Origin of the sequence: Wenxinia saemankumensis (assembly GCF_900141735.1) — a bacterium.
Lineage (GTDB): Bacteria > Pseudomonadota > Alphaproteobacteria > Rhodobacterales > Rhodobacteraceae > Wenxinia > Wenxinia saemankumensis.
On the sequence record NZ_FQYO01000001.1, the window covers coordinates 512,639 to 529,502 of the forward strand.

Here is a 16,864-nt window from a genome sequence, read left to right on the forward strand (position 1 = left end):
CCGGGCGGTCAACGCGGCGCCTTGCCCCGCCCGCGGGCGGGGTCGGAGGCGGCCGACAGCGCCCGCCGCGCGGACCACCCTGCCGGGGGGTGGGCGCACAGGACCCCGGGGCCGCCCCTCGCGCCCGGCCCCGTCCCCCGTGTGGCTCGGTCGGGGCCGGCTCACCGCCCTTTGCCGCGCGTGGAGGGAGGCCGGGTGCCTCGGCCCCTGCCGATGCTCCGGCCCGTCTCCCTGCCCCGCCCGCGGGCCGGGGCCGTCCATCCTGTCGGAGCCATGCAACGCTTTGCATGAAACGCGCCGGGGGGCGCGGCGATTCGGGATGCGCCCGGCGGCCCGGTCGCTAAGGTCGATCCCCGACGGGATCCCGTGCCGCGCAAGGGGCGGCGCCGCGCGGGGGCGACAGCAACGGATGGGGTCGCGCGAAGCGCGACGGTGACGGATAGAGGCGACAGATGAAGACGACATTGACAGGCCTGGCCCTGACCGGCTGGCTCGCCGCCGCCGGGGGTGCCTGGGCGCAGGATTACTGGGTGCAGGTCGAGGCGCAGCCGACCCTGTCCGAGGCGCAGGACCGCGCCCGCGCCTATGCCGCGCGGCTGCCCGAGGTGGCGGGCTTCACCCTGTCCTCCGGCTGGTACGCGGTCGCGCTGGGGCCCTTCGAACAGGCCGAGGCGGGCAGCGTGCGGGCCCGGCTGCTCTCGTCCGGCGCGATCCCGCGCGACGCCTTCATCGTCGAATCCTCTGCCTATGGCGACCGGTTCTGGCCGGCCGGCGGCGTGCCTTCGGCCCAGCCCGCCGCCCCCGCGGCAGCGGCCCCCGCCCCGGCCGCCGAGTCCCCGGTCGAGCCCGAGCCCGAGCCCGAGCCGCAGGAGACCCTGGCCGAGGCGCAGGCCGCCGAGGCGGCCCTGTCGCGCGAGGAGAAGCAGTTCCTGCAGATCGCGCTGCAATGGGCCGGCGTCTACGAGGGCACGATCGACGGCCTCTTCGGCCGCGGCACCCGCGGCTCGATGGCCGCCTGGCAGCAGGCCAGGGGCTACGAGACGACGGGCGTGCTCACGACGGCCCAGCGGGCCGAGCTGATCGAGGACTACAATTCCGTGCTCGACGGCATGGACATCGCCCGCGTGGTGAACCGGCAGGCCGGCATCGCCCTGGCCATGCCGACGGGCGCGGTCGAGTATACCGAGCTCTCCCCTCCCTTCGCCCGCTACGACGGCACGGGCGACGTGCCGGGCGCGATGGTGCTGCTGATCAGCCAGCCCGGGAACCAGGACACGCTCTACGGTCTCTACGAGATCCTGCAATCGCTCGAGATCGTGCCCGAGGAGGGCGAGCGCGAGCGCCGCGCCGACGGCTTCACCATCACCGGGCAGAACCGCGACATCGTCAGCCGGACCGAAGTCGTCCTCGACGGCGACACGATCAAGGGCTGGATGCTCGTCTGGCCCGCCGGCGACGAGGAGCGGCGCACGCGGATCCTTCAGAACATGATTCCCAGCTTCGAGATCCTGCCCGGCCGGCTCGACCCCTCGGCCGCGTCGGCGGGCGAGGACCAGGCGATCGACCTCGTGTCGGGGCTGGAGATCCGCCAGCCGCTGCGGACCCGCTCGGGCGTCTTCGTCGACGCGGCGGGCCGCGTGCTGACCATCGCCGAGGCGGTGGCGGGCTGCGGGTCGGTCACGATCGACGGCGACATCCCCGCCCGCGTCAGCCGGCAGACCGACCGGCTCGCCCTGCTGGAGCCCGGGATCTCGATGGCGCCCGGCGGGACGGCGACGTTCCAGACCGGCGTGCCGCGCATCGGCTCGGAAGTGGCGATCGCCGGGTTCCCCTTCGGCGGCGTGATCGCCGCGCCCGCCCTGACCTTCGGCACGCTCGAGGATATCCGCGGCCTCGAGGGCGAGGAGGACATCAAGCGGATCGAGGCGACGATCAGCGAGGGCGATGCCGGGGGTGCAGTGATCGACCCGACCGGCGCGCTGCTCGGCCTGCTGCTGGCGGACAGCGACGCAGGGGGCCGCCAGATGCCCGAGGGCGTGCATTTCGTCTACGAAACCGACGCGATCCTCGCCGACCTGGAGGGCACGGGCGTCAGCCTCGCCACCGCGACGGGCGGCGCGACCGCGACGCACGAGCAGCTGACGCGCCGGGCGGCGGAATTCGCGGTCTCGGTGAGCTGCTGGGAATAGGGCGGGCCCGCCGGCCCGGGCGGGGGCTGCCGGCCCCTTCCCCGGCCGCGCCGCTTGCCCGGACGGGCCCCGGATCGGCGGGGCTTCGCCGGGGCGCGGTCCTTCGCGTTGCGCGCCCCCCGTTTCCCCCGCAGAAGACGGGGGCCACGCCACGACATCCGGAGATCGCCCCATGCCGTCCGTCAGCCGCCTCGCCCTCGCCTCCGCCCTCGTTCCCGCCGCGATGCCGGCCGTCGCCGAGACCGACCTCTGGGCGCTGATCGAGGGGGTGACCGTCGACGAGATCGTCACCGACACGAGCTACGAGGTCCGCAAGACCTTTCCCGACGCGCTGCTCGGCGGGGTCGAGAACGTCTCGATCACCGGCTACGCGATGCCCTACACGGACATGGACGGCACGGTGCGCGAGCTGATGCTGGTCTCGGACATGGGGCTCTGCCCGTTCTGCGGCAGCCCGGACCATCCCGGCGCCCTGCAGGTGCTGCTCGCCGACGCGGCGACCGGCATCGAGGAGGGCGCGCGGATCACCGTGACGGGCGACCTGCGCGCCGTCACCGACCCCGAGACCTGGCAGGCGGCCGTGCTGGAAGGCGCGCGCCTCTCGGGCTCCTGAGGGCCGGGTCACGCCCCGCCGCAACCGCGTCCTGCCCACGGGCGAGATCGTCGCGCATCCCGCGCGCGGCGGGCTCATGGGCAATCGCGGCATCCTCCACGATGCGGAGGGGCGGATGGGGCCAGCGCTCTGGCGGCACCGGGCCTGGATCGCCTGCCGGCTGGATTTCGGGGGGCGCCGGCGAAGGCTGATGGCGCCGGGGGCCTATACCGAGCTCTTCTTCCACGACGAGGCGGTCGCGCTCGCCGCGGGGCACCGGCCCTGCGCCGAATGCCGGCGCGCGGATCATCTGGCCTGGCGCGCGGCCTGGGCCGATGCCTTTGGCACCGCGCCCACCGCGCCCGACATGGACGCGATCCTGCACGCGGCCCGGGCCCATCCCGGCGCCCGCCGCATGCGGCGGTGGGAGGCGGAGACGGCCGATCTGCCGGACGGGACCTTCCTGTCGCTGCCCGGCGGCCCCGCGCTGCTGTGGGAGGGCGCGGCCCTGCCCTTCGCCCCCGGCGGCTACGCCGCGCCGCAACCCCGGCCCACCGGCCGCGTCACGGTCCTGACGCCCGAGCCCGCGGTGCGGGTCCTGCGCGCGGGCTATGTCCCGCAGGTGATCCGGTAGGGCGCGGCGACGGGCGATGGGTCCGGGCAGGCCCCCGGACGGCAGAAGGGGCGCGGCCGTCCCCGGCACGCGCCCCTCCTTGCAGATCGCCTGCGCCGGTCAGCCGACCAGCTTGGCGTCCATCGTGATCTCGCAGTTCAGGAGCTTGGAGATCGGGCAGGTCTCTTCGGTGGTCTTCGCGATCTTCTGGAACTGCTCCTCGCTCGCGCCGGGCACCTTGGCCTCCACCTCGACATGCGCCTTGGTGACGGTGAAGCCGTCACCGTCCTTCTCGAGCGTGATGGTGGACTTGGCGTCGATGCTGTCCGCCTTCAGGTCCTCGCCCTCGAGATTGCCGGACAGCGCCATCGCGAAGCAGGCGGCATGCGCGGTTCCGACCAGCTCTTCGGGGTTGGTGCCGGGGCCGCCCTCGAACCGGGCGTTGAAGCCGTAGGGGTGCTGCAGGATCGACTTGGTCTGGGTGGTGACGTGGCCGCCGCCCGTCTTGATGCCGCCGGACCAGTGCGCCGAGCCGAATTTCTCGATAGCCATGATGTGCCCTCCTTTGCTTGATAGAGGCGTTCGTATCGGGCCCGCCTGTCATCCGAAGGCGCGGGGGTCAAACCGATCGTCCGGGAAGGCGGGACGGAGGCGCCGGCCTGCCGGGCCCCCATTGCCGGAACTACGCCCCTGTCACGCGGCGGGTTCCGCGCCTGCGATGACGTCCCCGTTTGTTGACGAAAGGGCAGAAAGGGCATAGAGGGCGACGCCAGATGGTGCGCCCGCAATCCGGCCGGCGCGCCTCGGGCCGCGTCAAGGTGAAAGCGGCCAAGAGCAATGCCGCATCCCCCATCCGACGCCGAAAGAGGCCCGATGACCCAATTTACCGACCTGAACCTCGACCCCAAGGTGCTGCGCGCCGTCACCGAAGCCGGCTACGAGACGCCGACCCCGATCCAGGCGGGCGCGATCCCCGAGGCGCTGGCCGGGCGCGACGTGCTGGGCATCGCCCAGACCGGCACCGGCAAGACCGCGTCCTTCACGCTGCCGATGATCCACAAGCTCGCGCGCGGCCGCGCCCGGGCCCGGATGCCCCGCAGCCTGGTGCTGTGCCCCACGCGCGAACTGGCCGCGCAGGTGGCCGAGAACTTCGACACCTATTCCAAGAACGTGAAGCTGACGAAGGCGCTGCTGATCGGCGGCGTCAGCTTCAAGGAGCAGGACACTCTGATCGACAAGGGCGTCGACGTGCTGATCGCGACGCCGGGCCGCCTGCTCGACCATTTCGAGCGGGGCAAGCTGCTGCTGACCGGCATCGAGATCATGGTCGTGGACGAGGCCGACCGGATGCTCGACATGGGGTTCATCCCCGATATCGAGCGCATCTTCGGCCTGCTGACCAAGAGCTATCAGACGCTGTTCTTCTCGGCCACGATGGCCCCCGAGATCGAGCGCATCACCCGCACCTTCCTCAAGGATCCCGCCCGGATCGAGGTGGCCCGGCAGGCCACCGCGTCCGAGACGATCGCGCAGGGCGTGGTCATCTTCAAGGGCAGCCGCAAGGACCGCGAGGCGAGCGAGAAGCGCGCGCTCCTGCGGGCCCTGATCGACCGCGAGGGCGAGGCGCTGACCAACGCCATCATCTTCTGCAACCGCAAGTCCGAGGTCGACATCGTCGCCAAGAGCCTGACGAAGAACGGCTACAACGCGGCCCCGATCCACGGCGATCTCGACCAGTCGCAGCGGACGCGCACGCTCGACGGGTTCCGCGAGGGAACGATCCGGCTGCTCATCGCCTCGGACGTGGCGGCGCGCGGGCTCGACATCCCCGCGGTGAGCCACGTCATCAACTTCGACGTGCCGAGCCATGCCGAGGATTACGTCCACCGGATCGGCCGCACCGGCCGGGCCGGGCGGTCGGGCAAGGCCTTCACCATCTGCCAGCCGCGCGACGAGAAGTATCTCGACCAGGTCGAGGCGCTGCTCGAGAAGCAGATCCCGCGGATCGAGCTGCCTAATGCCGGAGCTGCGCCGTCCGGCGAATCCGAGGCGGCCGAGACGGGCCGGGACGACAGCCAGGGCGACCGGCCGCGCCGCACCCGCTCGCGCCGCAGCCGGTCCCGCATGGACGAGGACACCCCGCAGCAGGTGGCGGCCGAAGAGGAAAACGCGCAGGACGATCTGGGCGACGACATCCGGGACCGCCGGGACGAGGCGCTGCAGGACGCCCCGCGCGAGGATCGGCCCCGCCGCAATCGACGCGGCGACCGGCCCGGTCGCGAACAGGCCAACCGGGATCGGACGCCCCGGGATCAGGAAGACCGCGATCAGGCAGGCCGCGACCAGCCGGCGAAGGACCGGACCGAAGGAGCCCGGGGCGATCGCTCGCGCGGGGATCGCGGGGGCCGCGGCGACCGGCAGGGCCGGAACGAGCCGCAGGTCGTCGGCATGGGCGACGACGTGCCCGCCTTCATCGCGCAGAGCTTCGCCGAGCGCCGCTCGGAATGAGGCGGATCGGCGCGGCAATCCTCCTCACCCTGCTCGCCGCCCCCGTGGCGGCGCAGGACTGCCGCGCGATGATCAACGGCGCCGAGGTGCTGATCGCCGAGGACGTGGTGGACCGGCCGGAAAGCTCGCTGCTCGGCCGGTTCGGCGCGGCGACGCGGGAATTCGTCCGCGATCCGCTGAACCGCCGCGCCCCGCCCTGCGACGGCGAGACGACCATCGCCTTCATGGCCGCCGTCGAGGGGCTGGGCGCTGACCAGGCCGCCACGCTCTGCCTCGCGCCGGACGCGGCGGGGGGAGAGGGCTACCAGCTGGTCCCGGGCGAGCGGTCCTCCGACGGGACCTGCCGCCGCACGGTCTGCGAGCGGATCAACCTCGCCGCCGAGGACGTGCTGGCCCTGACCGATGCAGCCCGCTCCGTCGTCGCGGGCGACCCGGTCGAGGGCGTGACGGGCGAGGACCGGCTGTCGGGCGCGCTCCTCCTCTCCGGTCAGACGGGGCTGCTGGGCGCGATCCTCAACCAGGGGGGCAGCACGCTGGGCTCGCTGGTCATGTCCAACCCGATCGCGCTGGGCGCCGCCGCCACGACCGTCGTGGCCACGGGCGGGGCGCTCTATCTCTGCGCCGAGGAATGAGGGTCAGAGCGGCAGCGCCGCGGTCGACTTGATCTCCTCCATCGAGAGCAGCGCGGTCACGCTCTGCACCCGCACCTCCGAGATGAGCGCCTGGTAGAACACGTCGTAGGCGCGCGCATTCGCCACCCGGACCTTCAGGATGTAGTCGATGTCGCCCGCCAGCCGGTGCGCCTCCTGCACCTCGGGGCGGGATTTCAGCGCCGAGAGGAAGCGGGCCTGCCAGGCGGCCTCGTGCTCGGACGTGCGGATCAGGACGAAGAAGGTCGCCTCGAATCCCAGCTTCTCGGCGTCGAGTTCGACGATCTGCCGGCCGATGATCCCCGCCTCGCGCATCTTGCGGATCCGGGTCCAGACCGGCGTCTTGGACGAGCCCACCGCCTTGGCGATCTCGTCCAGCGAGCGCGAGGCGTCGGTCTGCAGTTCGACGAGGATCTTCCGGTCCAGCGCGTCGATACGGTCGGCCATTCCACGTTTCCCCGTTTTCCGGAACATGCGGCCCGCCGTTTCGACGAGCGCGAACACATGTTCCTTATCTCCCGCCCCCCGGTGACTGGCAAGGGACGTCCGTTCTATATCTGCCCCAACCGACGCGGAGCCGTGACATGCGCCACTTTCCCCTCTTCCTCGACCTGCGCGGGCGCCGCGTGGTGCTCGCCGGTGGCGGCGAGACCGCGCTGGCCAAGCTGCGCCTGATCCTCAAGACCGAGGCCCGCGTCACCGTCTTCGCCGCCGATCCCGCCCCTGCGCTGGAGCGACTCGCGGACGAGGGGAAACTGACCCTCGTCCGGCGCGACATCGACGAGGGAGACGCGGTCTGCGCCGCGCTGGTCTACGCGGCCGCGGACGACGACGAAGCCGATGCGCGCACGGCCCGGATCGGACGGCACGCGGGGGCGCTGGTCAACGTGGTCGACAATCTCGAGGCGAGCCAGTTCATCACCCCGGCCATCGTCGACCGCGACCCCGTCGTCGTCGCCATCGGGACCGAGGGCGCGGCCCCGGTCCTCGCCCGCCGGATCAAGGCCGATCTCGAAAGCCGCCTGCCCGCGTCGCTCGGCCTGCTGGCCCGGATGGGCCGCGCCTTCCGCAAGGCGGCCGAGGCCCTGCCGCACGGCGCGCAGCGCCGCGACTTCTGGGCGCGCTACTACGACCGCGCAGGCCCCGAGGCTCTGGCGCGGGGCGGCGAGGCGGCGGTGGAGCGCGCGCTGTCCGACACGCTCGACGCGGTGGTGATGGGCGGCCGCGCGCCGGGCCATGTCTGGTTCGTCGGCGCCGGTCCGGGCGATCCCGACCTGCTGACGATGAAGGCGCGCCGCGCGCTGGACGAGGCCGATGTCGTCATCTTCGACCGGCTGGTCGCCCCGCCGATCCTGGAACTCGCCCGGCGCGAGGCGGTGATGATCGATGCCGGGAAGGAGGGATTCGGCCCCTCGGTCCCGCAGGCCGAGATCGACGCCACGATCGCGGATCACGCGAGGAAGGGCCGGCAGGTCGTGCGCCTGAAATCGGGCGATCCCACGATCTTCGGCCGTCTCGACGAGGAGATCGCGGCCTGCGAGGCGGCCGGCGTCGACTTCACCATCGTCCCCGGCATCACCGCCGCCTCCGCCGCCGTCGCCGGCATCGGGCAGAGCCTTACCCGGCGCGGCCGGAACGCGGGCGTGCGCTTCCTGACCGGCCACGACGTGCAGGGCTTCGCCGAGCACGACTGGCAGGCGCTCGCCCGGCCGGGCGAGGTCGCGGCCATCTACATGGGCAAGCGCGCCGCCCGCTACGTCCAGGGCCGGCTGATGATGCACGGGGCCGATCCCGCGACCCCGGTCAGCGTGATCGAGAACGCCTCGCGCCCCGATCAGCGGATCCTGTCGACCACGCTCTCCCGGCTGGAGCCGGACCTGACCGAGGCGGGCCTGACCGGCCCCGCCCTCATCCTCCTCGGCCTCGCCCCGCGGGCGGCCCTCGCCCTCGCCGCCGACCACCCCCTCGAAAGGATCGCCAGATGAGCCGCGCCTTCACCCCCAAGGTCGTCACCGCCAATTCCCTGCTGGAAGGCGACGCCGTCTGGCTGACCGAGGACGACCGCTGGACCAAGGTCATGGCCGAGGCCGAGCTGATCGAGGACGAGGCCCACGCCCAGATCCGTCTTCTCGACGCGCAGGCCCGCGCCGGCGAGGTGGTCGGCCCCTATCTCGCCGATGCGAGAGAGGGCGAGAACGGCCCCGAGCCGGTCCATTTCCGCGAGGAATTCCGCACTCGCGGCCCGTCCAACTATGCCCATGGCAAGCAGGTCGAACGCGCCTGAGTGACACAAGCCCCGGCCCCGCGCCGGGGCCCCGACGAACGACGCGCCACGGCCGCCGCAGGGCCCCGGATCAGGTCCGGGGCGGGGCGCACCGGGAGCGACCCGCGAGAGAAAGGCACGAGACGCCATGTACCAGTATTCCGACTTCGACGAGGCCTTCGTCCGCACCCGCGTCGCGCAGTTCCGCGGCCAGGTGGAGCGGCGGATCGACGGCTCGCTGACCGAGGACGAGTTCAAGCCGCTGCGGCTGATGAACGGCCTCTACCTGCAGCTGCACGCCTACATGCTGCGGGTCGCCATTCCCTACGGCACGCTGAACGCGCGCCAGATGCGGCAGCTCGCCATGATCGCCGAGCGCTGGGACAAGGGCTACGGCCATTTCACCACGCGCCAGAACATCCAGTACAACTGGCCCGAGCTTCGGCATGTCCCCGACATCCTCGACGCGCTTGCGGATGTCGAGATGCATGCGATCCAGACCAGCGGGAACACGATCCGCAACGTGACGGCGGACCATTTCGCCGGCGCCGCGGCGGACGAGATCGACGATCCGCGCCCCTATGCCGAGCTGCTGCGGCAATGGTCGACCGACCATCCCGAGTTCCAGTTCCTGCCCCGCAAGTTCAAGATCGCCGTGACCGGTGCCGAGCATGACCGCGCCGTGACCCGCGCCCACGATATCGGGCTGCGGATGGTGCGGCGCGGGGGCGAGACGGGCTTCGAGGTGATCGTGGGCGGCGGCCTCGGCCGGACACCGATGATCGGCAAGGTGCTGCGGGACTTCCTCCCCGTCGAGGATCTGCTGCCCTATTGCGAGGCCATCGTCTCGGTCTGGAACCTGCTCGGCCGGCGCGACAACAAGTACAAGGCGCGGATCAAGATCACCGTGCACGAGCACGGCGTCGACGAGATCTCGCGCCTCGTGGAGGAGCGGTTCGAGACGGTGAAGGCCGCCTTCGACGGCACCGCGATGGACCTGCTGGAGGGGATCCGCGCCCAGTTCGCGCCCCCCGCCCTGCCCCCCCGCGGCACCGGCGCCTACGACGCGGCGCGGGACGCCGACCCGGTCTTCCGCGCCTGGGCCGACACGAACCTGACGCCGCACCGGGCGGCCGGCCACGCCATCGTGTCGATCAGCCTCAAGAAGCACGGCGCGACGCCCGGGGATGCCAGCGCCGAGCAGATGCGGGTCATCGCGGAGCTGGCCGAGCGCTACGGCCATGACGAGATCCGCATCAGCCACGAGCAGAACGTCATCCTTCCGCATGTCGCGCTGGACGACCTGCCGCAGGTCCATGCCGCGCTGAAGGCGGCCGATCTCGCCACCGCGAATATCGGCCTCGTCTCGGACATCATCGCCTGCCCGGGCATGGATTACTGCGCCCTCGCCACGGCGCGGTCGATCCCCATCGCGCAGGAGATCGCCGAGCGGTTCGAGGCGCTGAAGATCGAGCACGAGGTGGGCCCGCTCAAGATCAAGATCTCGGGCTGCATCAATGCCTGCGGCCACCACCATGTCGGCCATATCGGCATCCTCGGCCTCGACCGCGGCGGGGTGGAGACCTACCAGATCACGCTCGGCGGGTCGGGGGCCGAGGATGCGACGATCGGCGAGAAGACCGGCCGGGGTTTCGGCGCGGAAGAGATCACGGGCGCCATCGAGCGCATCGTCTTCGCCTATCTCGACCTGCGGCAGGGCCGCGAGGAGACGTTCCTCGACGCCTATCGCCGGGTCGGGGCGGCACCGTTCAAGGCCGCGCTCTACGCGGCCGACGAGGACGCCAAGAAGGACCGGGCCGATGCCGCTTGACGCCACAACGGCCGAGACCCGGGCCGCCGCGCTGAACGCGCGCTACCGGCATCACGGCGCGACCGCGGTGCTGGAGCACGCGCTGCGCGACGCCGATGTGGGGCAGATCGCGCTGGTCTCGTCCTTTGGGGCGGAATCGGTCGCGCTGCTGCATCTCGTGGCGATGGTCGATCGTTCGGTGCCGGTGATCTTCATCGACACGCGGATGCTCTTCGCCGAGACGCTGGTCTACCAGCAGGAGCTCGCCGAGCGCCTCAACCTGAGCGACCTGCGGATCATCCGCCCGGGCCGCGAGGCGCTGTTCGCGCGCGACAACGAGAACCTGCTGCACCAGCACGACAAGGATGCCTGCTGCACGCTGCGCAAGGTCGAGCCGCTGGCGGGCGCGCTGTCCGGCTTCGACGCATGGATCACGGGGCGCAAGCGCTACCAGGGGGGCCAGCGGACGGCGCTGGAATTCTTCGAGGCGGCGGACGGGCGGATCAAGGTGAACCCCCTCGCCCACTGGTCGACCGGCGACGTGGCCGACTACATCGCCGAGAACCGCTTGCCCCGGCACCCGCTGGTCGCGCAGGGCTATCCCTCGATCGGCTGCGCCCCCTGCACCAGCCGCGTGAAGCCCGGCGAGGATGCCCGCGCCGGCCGCTGGCGCGGCGAGGAGAAGCAGGAATGCGGCATCCATTTCGAGAACGGCCGGATGGTGCGCGGCTGACCCGACCGCCGGTCCCGGCCCAGCCGGCCGGATCCGGATATACCCAATCCCTGCGAAGGGGCGAAAGCCGCCCCCCCGAGGAGACCGAGATGAGCGTGATCGTCACCGACGCGGGCTTCGGCCCCGACACATGGGAGGCGGGCTTCGTCCCGCTGGACGAGATCGAGGGCGACCCCGCCGCGATGGGGATCGACCTCGCCTCCGATACGCCGCCGGCCCGGCTGGCGGAGCTGACCGAGGCCGGCGCGGTCCGGATCGACTTTCCGAGCTTCTCCGACGGGCGCGGCTTCACCCTGGCCCGCCTCCTGCGGCTCGCCGGCTTCGCCGGACGGCTGCGCGCCCATGGCCATGTCATCGCCGACCAGTACGCGATGGCGCGGCGGTCGGGCTTCGACGAGGTGGAGATCCCGGACGACCTCGCCGCCCGCCAGCCCGAGGCGCAATGGCGCGCCCGCGCCGACTGGCAGGCCCACGACTACCAGTCGCGGCTGCGCGCCTCGGCCTGACCCCGCCCGGTCCGGCACGACACTCCGCCCCCCGGGGGCGGAGTCGCCCGACCTTTCGCCCGATCCCCCGACCGACTAGAGAAGGGCCGGCCCCGCCGGGGCCGCGCAACCAGACATGACAGAGCAACGCCCCGTGACCGAGACTTCCGCCCAGAAGGTGATCCTGCCCGACGCGCAGACCGTCACCGAGGTGCGCCACTATACCGACCGCCTCTTCGCCTTCCGCTGCACGCGCCCGCCCTCGCTGCGCTTCCGCTCGGGCGAGTTCGTGATGATCGGGCTGATGGGCGACAACGGCCGGCCCCTGCTGCGGGCCTATTCCATCGCGTCCCCCTCCTGGGACGACGAGCTCGAATTCTACTCGATCAAGGTGCCGGACGGCCCGCTCACCTCGCGGCTGCAGCACGTCCAGCCGGGGGACCAGATCATCCTGCGGCCCAAGCCCGTGGGCACGCTGGTCCATGACGCGCTGCTGCCGGGCAGGCGGCTGTGGCTGTTCTCGACCGGGACGGGGTTCGCGCCCTTCGCCTCGCTGATCCGCGATCCCGAGACCTTCGAGAAGTTCGACGAGATCATCGTGACGCATACCTGCCGCGACGTGGCCGAGCTGACCTATTCCCGCGAGATCGTCGAGGCGGTGAAATCGGACGAGATGCTGGGCGAGCTGCTGGGCGCGGACAACCTCGCCAAGCTGCGCTACTACCCGACCACCACCCGCGAGCAGAGCCCGAAGATGGGCCGGATCACCCATCTGATCGAGAGCGGCGAGGTCTTCTCCGATCTCGGCGTGCCGCCGCTCGACCCGGCGGTCGACCGGGGAATGGTCTGCGGCAGCCTCGCCTTCAACCTCGACATCAAGGCGCTGCTCGAAGGGGCCGGCCTGCGCGAGGGCGCCAATTCCGAGCCGGCGGAATTCGTCATCGAGAAGGCCTTCGTCGGCGAAGGCGTCTGATCCGGTCCGGCGGCGGGGCCCCGGCCCCGCCCCGTCCCTCCGCCCGGTGGACTCAGATCTCCAGCGCGGCGCGGATATCCTGCTGGACCGCCTCCTGGAGGGCGGCATTCTGCTCCGCCCCCTCGATGCGGCCGATCAGGTCGGCCTGCGCTTCGGCATCGAGATCGCTCTCGCGCACCAGCGCGATCAGCTCGGCCGCGTCGAAATTGCCCGGACGGACCGCCTCCTGCGGGGTCATGCGGGCGATGGGGCCCACCTCGGCCGCGTCGGGCGCAGCGCCCACTTCCTCGGTCGCCGCGCTGTCGACGTCGGAGGGGGCGTCGGGGGCGGTCACGTTCGCCGCGACTGGTCCTTCCTCCCCGGCGGATCCGTCCGCCGCCGCCGCTCCGGCCGCCTCGTCCCCTGCTGCGTCCAGCACCGCCTCGCCCGTCGTTTCGGCGGTGTCGCCGACCACCTCCGCCGCCGTGGCGACATCCTCGGCGGCCTGGGTGCCGGCCTGTTCGACATCCGCCGAGCCGGAGGCCCAGACCCACCACCCGGCGAGGGCGATCAGGACGGCGACGAGGGCGAGGATGACGGAACGCATGGGAATGTCCTTTGCCTTGGAGGGCCGGCATGGCGCGGGCCCGGGTATCGGTCCGGGGAGGGTGCGGCCCGGATCCGGCCGCCCGCGCCCCTTTTCCAGCGCCTGATGCGTCGTATCCCGCTTGAAGAAAAGCCCGATCGCGCCTATTTTTCACGCCTGACCATCCATGGCACGAAAGGATTCACGCCATAGCCCGCAGACCTCACAACGCCCCGCCGGTGCGCGACACCGGCCCCCGGGTCAACGACCGCGTTCGCGCCACCGAAATCCGCCTGATCGGCCCCGACGGACAGAATGTCGGCGTCGTGTCGCCGGACAAGGCGCTGGCGGCCGCCGAGCAGCTCGGCCTCGACCTCGTGGAGATCTCGCCCAACGCGAAGCCGCCCGTGTGCAAGATCATGGATTACGGCAAGTACAAGTACGAGACCCAGAAGAAGGAGGCCGAGGCACGCAAGAACCAGAAGGTCATGGAGATCAAGGAGGTCAAGTTCCGGCCGAACACCGATACCCATGACTACGACGTCAAGATGAAGAACGTGTACAAGTTCCTCGAGAATGGCGACAAGGTGAAGGTGACGCTCCGCTTCCGGGGCCGCGAGATGGCGCACCAGGATCTGGGCCGCAACCTGCTGGAGCGCGTGGCCGAGGATGTGAGCGAGCTCGGCAAGGTCGAGAACATGCCCAAGATGGAAGGGCGTCAGATGGTGATGATGATCGGCCCGCAGAAGTAACGCGCGTCCATCACCCCCACGACCCGCGGGCCGCCCTTCGAGGCGGCCTGTTTCGTTCTCAAGGGGTCGGGCCGGTCCGCGGATCCCGGGAGTGTGGCGGCGGTCGATCCGCCCCCCTCCGACGCTGGCGCCGCCTGCCCTGCGTCGTGGCGTCCCGGGATCCGTGGGACGGATGCGGATCCGGGAAGGGCGGCGCTTCGGATACATCCAGGATCACGCCCCATGCCGGGGCCCGTCATCGCTTCGCCGACCTGCCGCCGGGAGTCTCGGCATCGACCGGTCCGCCTGCGACCCCACCGCGATGGGCCGGGCCCGCGGGCGAGAGATGATCAACGCGCAGCGCCGCATTTCGCACCGAGGGATGCCGACCGACGGCACCGGCCGGATCCGATGGCCGGCGCGCCGTCGGGGTCCCTCGCAGACCCGGCTTCCCCACTGTCGGCGGCCAGGGGAACGGGCCCGGGGCTGCGTCCCTCCCAGTCCCCCCCCCCGGCAAGACAAAAGGGGGCGGACGGGCCGCCCCCTTCCATTCCGGGCCCGTGCCGAGCGTCAGGCGCCGCGCAGGAGCTCGGTGATGTTGCGGACCGAAGCGCGCCGGTTCTCGCGGATGTCGCCCTCTTGCGGAACGAGCAGATCGCTCTCGCCGTAGCCCTGCGTGATCAGGTTCTCGGGCGGGATGCCGAAGAACTGGGTCAGGGCGAGGGCCACGGTCTCGGCCCGGCGGTCGGACAGGTTCAGGTTGTAGGCCGCGTCGCCCACCGTGTCGGTATGCCCCTCGACGAGGAAGACCTGGGTCGGATCCTGGTCGATGATCGAGGCGATGGCCTGGCCGAGGCCGACCAGCGCGTCGGCCTGCGCCGGATCGATCGCGGCCGAGCCGGTCGCGAAGGTCAGGTTGTCGAGCGCGACGTCGGGCGCCAGTGCGCGGACCTGCTTGTATTCGCGGATCTGGGCGAGGCTGAAGGTCCGGTCGGGCTGTACCGCCAGACGGGCGAGCAGCGCGTTGCGGATCGCCTGCTCGTCCGACGTGGACAGCTGGGCCTGCGCCTCCTGCTGGGGCGCGGCGGGTAGGGCGGAAACCTCGACCGGCTGCACCTCGACCGTGTCGTCGAAGAGCTGGTACTCGGTCCCGTCCACCGCGATCAGCGTCCGGCGCAGCACCGTGCCGTCGGCCGCGCGGATCGTCACGACCTGGCTGCCATCCTCGCGCGTGATGAAACTCCGGGTGGACCCGTCGTCGAAGGTCTCGGTCCGCACGTCCGATCCCGCCTGCCGCAGCAGCACGTCGTCGTTCTTGAGCACGCGGAGGCCCCGATCGGTGTCGAGCACGACCCGGTCGCCGGTGTTCGAGACGACGCGGTTGCCGTTGTTCAGTACCGCGCCGACGGCGACCGCGCCGAGGCCGACCAGCAGCGCGCGCTGGAAGTTCGACATTCCGCCGTCGTCATCGTCTCCGGCCTCTGCGTCGTCCGTGACGTCCTCGTTCGCGGCGGTGTCGAAATCCTCTTCGGCGGTGCGCACGTCCTCGGCTTCGACCGTCTCGGTCTCGACCTCGGCCTCGGCCGGGGCATCCGCCGCGCCTGCGGCCGCGGCGGCGGACGGGGTATCGGTCTCGGCCGGCAGCCCCAGCTCCTCGCGCAGCTGTTCGAGCACCTCCGCGGCCTGCCCGTCGGTCTCGGCACGCGCGAAGTCGCGGAAGGCGGGGTAGTCCTCGACCACGGTTCCGTCGGCGAGCACACAAGGCACCGTCGGCGAGTCGATCGAGCAGGTCGGAAGGTCCGCGGCCGGTTCGCCTTCTCCGGGTTCCGCGACATCCGTCCCTTCCGGCGGGGTCGATGTCTCGGCCGTGGTATCCTCTTCGATATCCGTCACCGCATCTTCGGCCGAAGCGGTCTCACCCTCGGGGGTTTCCGTTTCGGGGGCCGTCGTCCCATCGTCTGCCGCGGCCTGATCCTCGAGAGCCTGCTGGATATCCTCCTCCGTCAGCTCGCCGTTCTCGGCGGGCGCTTGGGCCGTCTCTTCCGGGGCGGGCGCGACATCCTCGACCGGAGCGTCAGCCGCTTCTTCCGGAGCAGGCGCGGGATCCTCGACCGGGGCATCGGCCGTCTCTTCCGGAGCAGGCGCGGGATCCTCGACCGGGGCATCGGCCGTCTCTTCCGGGGCGGGCGCGACATCCTCGACCGGGGCGTCAGCCGTCTCTTCCGAGGCGGGCGCGGGATCCTCGACCGGGGCGTCAGCCGTCTCTTCCGGGGCGGGGGCGACATCCTCGACCGGGGCATCGGCCGTCTCTTCCGGGGCGGGCGCGACATCCTCGACCGGGGCATCGGCCGTATCATCCGGCGCATCGGCCGTCTGTTCCGGCGCCTCGTCCTCGGCAGGAGTCCCGGCGGTATCGGCCGGGACCTCGTCGGTGGTTCCGGGTTCGCCGTCTGTCGAGAGAATGCCGGCGAGCATGTCCCGCATGTCCTCCGGGACGGTGCCCTCGTTGGCGACGATCGTGGCGATCACGTCGTCGGGGGACGCGATCCCCTCCTCCTGGAGCAGGGCGCGCACATCGTCCAGATCCTCGAGGACATCGCCCTGCGGAAGCGCGCAGGGCAGTTCGAACACCTCCAGCGAACAGACGGGTGCGTCGCCGGAAGGGGCGCTTTCCTGCGCGAAGGCCGGTATGGGTGTCGTGACCGCCAACGCGAGGGCCGCGGTCGATTTCATCAGCGTCTTCATCATCGAT

Annotated in this window: 16 protein-coding genes; 12 read left to right on the forward strand and 4 right to left on the reverse strand. The window is 71.5% G+C overall.

The features are described from left to right. Positions 1–452 precede the first annotated feature (452 nt). The 3 genes from BUE30_RS02330 (at position 453) to BUE30_RS02340 (ending at position 3,415) form a co-directional block, all read left to right on the forward strand. A complete protein-coding gene (locus BUE30_RS02330; protein WP_073326227.1) occupies positions 453–2,189 on the forward strand; it encodes a trypsin-like peptidase domain-containing protein in 1,737 nt (578 codons plus the stop codon). A 172-nt stretch (positions 2,190–2,361) separates the two neighbouring features. Next, complete coding sequence (locus tag BUE30_RS02335) at positions 2,362–2,802, forward strand: hypothetical protein (protein WP_073326228.1); 441 nt, start codon at positions 2,362–2,364, stop codon at positions 2,800–2,802. A gap of 76 nt (positions 2,803–2,878) precedes the next feature. Then, positions 2,879–3,415 carry a hypothetical protein gene (locus tag BUE30_RS02340; RefSeq protein ID WP_244526248.1) on the forward strand — a complete coding sequence of 179 codons (537 nt, stop codon included), beginning with the start codon at positions 2,879–2,881 and terminating at the stop codon, positions 3,413–3,415. 99 nt (positions 3,416–3,514) lie between these two features. Here the strand turns inward: BUE30_RS02340 and BUE30_RS02345 are convergent, their stop codons facing one another. Then, positions 3,515–3,946: an OsmC family protein gene (locus tag BUE30_RS02345; protein ID WP_073326230.1), complete on the reverse strand. Its 432-nt coding sequence runs from the start codon at positions 3,944–3,946 to the stop codon at positions 3,515–3,517. 321 nt (positions 3,947–4,267) lie between these two features. Here BUE30_RS02345 and BUE30_RS02350 point away from each other — a divergent pair, with 321 nt between their 5' ends. Beyond that, entirely contained in the window at positions 4,268–5,902 is a 1,635-nt protein-coding gene (locus tag BUE30_RS02350) for a DEAD/DEAH box helicase (protein ID WP_073326231.1), read from the forward strand. Beyond that, complete coding sequence (locus BUE30_RS02355; protein WP_073326232.1) at positions 5,899–6,534, forward strand: hypothetical protein; 636 nt, start codon at positions 5,899–5,901, stop codon at positions 6,532–6,534. The genes BUE30_RS02350 and BUE30_RS02355 overlap by 4 nt, the downstream gene beginning before the upstream one ends. A gap of 3 nt (positions 6,535–6,537) precedes the next feature. Here the strand turns inward: BUE30_RS02355 and BUE30_RS02360 are convergent, their stop codons facing one another. Next, positions 6,538–6,999 carry an Lrp/AsnC family transcriptional regulator gene (locus BUE30_RS02360; RefSeq protein ID WP_073326233.1) on the reverse strand — a complete coding sequence of 154 codons (462 nt, stop codon included), beginning with the start codon at positions 6,997–6,999 and terminating at the stop codon, positions 6,538–6,540. Between the two features lie 137 nt (positions 7,000–7,136). Between BUE30_RS02360 and cysG the strand changes: the two genes are divergently transcribed. From cysG to BUE30_RS02390, 6 genes are all read left to right on the forward strand, one after another. Next, a complete protein-coding gene (gene cysG / locus BUE30_RS02365; RefSeq protein ID WP_073326234.1) occupies positions 7,137–8,537 on the forward strand; it encodes a siroheme synthase CysG in 1,401 nt (466 codons plus the stop codon). Next, positions 8,534–8,836, forward strand: coding sequence for a DUF2849 domain-containing protein (locus BUE30_RS02370; RefSeq protein ID WP_073326235.1), 303 nt, complete (start codon positions 8,534–8,536; stop codon positions 8,834–8,836). Before cysG ends, BUE30_RS02370 begins: the two co-directional genes overlap by 4 nt. Positions 8,837–8,963: 127 nt before the next feature. Beyond that, entirely contained in the window at positions 8,964–10,646 is a 1,683-nt protein-coding gene (locus BUE30_RS02375) for a nitrite/sulfite reductase (protein WP_073326236.1), read from the forward strand. Beyond that, on the forward strand, positions 10,636–11,358 hold the full coding sequence (locus tag BUE30_RS02380; protein ID WP_073326237.1) for a phosphoadenylyl-sulfate reductase: 723 nt from the start codon (positions 10,636–10,638) through the stop codon (positions 11,356–11,358). The genes BUE30_RS02375 and BUE30_RS02380 overlap by 11 nt, the downstream gene beginning before the upstream one ends. 89 nt (positions 11,359–11,447) lie before the next feature. Then, positions 11,448–11,864, forward strand: coding sequence for a DUF934 domain-containing protein (locus BUE30_RS02385; protein WP_073326238.1), 417 nt, complete (start codon positions 11,448–11,450; stop codon positions 11,862–11,864). A 115-nt stretch (positions 11,865–11,979) separates the two neighbouring features. Further along, positions 11,980–12,816: a ferredoxin--NADP reductase gene (locus BUE30_RS02390; RefSeq protein ID WP_073326239.1), complete on the forward strand. Its 837-nt coding sequence runs from the start codon at positions 11,980–11,982 to the stop codon at positions 12,814–12,816. A 52-nt stretch (positions 12,817–12,868) separates the two neighbouring features. Here BUE30_RS02390 and BUE30_RS02395 read toward each other — a convergent pair whose 3' ends face one another. Then, on the reverse strand, positions 12,869–13,402 hold the full coding sequence (locus BUE30_RS02395; protein WP_073326240.1) for a hypothetical protein: 534 nt from the start codon (positions 13,400–13,402) through the stop codon (positions 12,869–12,871). Positions 13,403–13,620: 218 nt separating this feature from the next. On the opposite strand from BUE30_RS02395, the gene infC reads away from it, so the two are divergent. Beyond that, complete coding sequence (infC, locus tag BUE30_RS02400; RefSeq protein ID WP_244526249.1) at positions 13,621–14,133, forward strand: translation initiation factor IF-3; 513 nt, start codon at positions 13,621–13,623, stop codon at positions 14,131–14,133. A 549-nt stretch (positions 14,134–14,682) separates the two neighbouring features. On the opposite strand, the gene BUE30_RS18145 is transcribed toward infC, so the two are convergent. Continuing rightward, complete coding sequence (locus tag BUE30_RS18145) at positions 14,683–16,860, reverse strand: OmpA family protein (RefSeq protein WP_073326242.1); 2,178 nt, start codon at positions 16,858–16,860, stop codon at positions 14,683–14,685. Positions 16,861–16,864: the final 4 nt, after the last annotated feature.